The following is a 1,088-nucleotide window of genomic DNA, read 5'->3' on the forward strand; positions in this document are numbered from 1 at the left end:
GGGTCATGGGTAATCAGGTTGTAGATTGGTCCCTTGAAGATCCTAGATTGGCCCCTTGAAGATCCAGACACTTCGCCCCTCTTAACTTAAGAGGTAGTCTTGGAACTATGTTCAGTACTAGTCGCAACGAGAAGATGGTCGAAGTAATGGGATGGTCGCCCCTCCCCAAACGGCATCTAACGTGCCAATGTGGCAAAGATATTCCCACTGACTGTAGAGAGGCGAACGCTATGAAAATCACCACGATTGGCATCGATTTGGCCAAAAATGTCCTGCAGGTTCATGGCGTGGATGAGCGCGGCAAAGTGCTTCTGAAAAAGCAGCTCAAGCGGGACCAGATGATCACTTTCTTTGCCAACTTGCCCGCCTGTCTGATCGGCATGGAAGCTTGTGGTAGCGCCCATTCGGCATTTCTGGGCCAACAAGCTGCAAGGTCTGGGGCATACCGTCAAGCTGATGGCACCTCAATTCGTCAAACCCTACGTCAAAACAAACAAGAATGATGCCCCCGATGCCGAGGCCATTTACGAAGCGGTAACCCGGCCAACCATGCGCTTCGTGCCGATAAAGAGCAGCGAACAGTTAGCCGTCCTAGCCCTGCATCGTGCTAGGCAGGGGTTCGTCAAGGCCAGGACCGCCCAGGCCAACCAGATCCGAGGACTTTTGGCGGAATATGGGCTCATCATCCCCCAGGGCATCACCCACATCGGCCAGCGTGTTCCCGAATTCCTGGAGGATAGTGAAAACTGCTTGCCAGGGACGTTTCGCCTGTTGCTGATGCGACTCCACGAGCACCTCAAGGAACTCAATAAGCAGGTCAACGAGCTGGAGGAAGCGAGCGTACGCTGGCATCGAGACAGTGTCGCCAGCCAAACATTGGCACAGCTACCCGGTATAGGTCCTATCACCGCCAGCGCCCTGGTGGCCTCCATTGGCAATGCGAGAAATTTCCAGAATGGCAGGCAGTTGGCCGCGTGGCTGGGGTTGGTGCCACGGCAACACTCCAGCGGTGGCAAGCAGACCCTGCTGGGGATCAGCAAGCGCGGCGACAGCTACTTGCGCACACTGTTAATTCATGGCGCTCGGGC

1 pseudogene is annotated in these 1,088 nt (G+C 55.5%); it reads left to right on the forward strand.

Going from position 1 to position 1,088, the window contains the following annotated elements:
- Positions 1 to 230: 230 nt before the first annotated feature.
- Positions 231 to 1,088: pseudogene (locus tag BN1127_RS15800) on the forward strand (IS110-like element ISAs16 family transposase); the annotation flags it as partial.

Source organism: Aeromonas media (assembly GCF_000819985.1).
Classification (GTDB): domain Bacteria; phylum Pseudomonadota; class Gammaproteobacteria; order Enterobacterales; family Aeromonadaceae; genus Aeromonas; species Aeromonas media.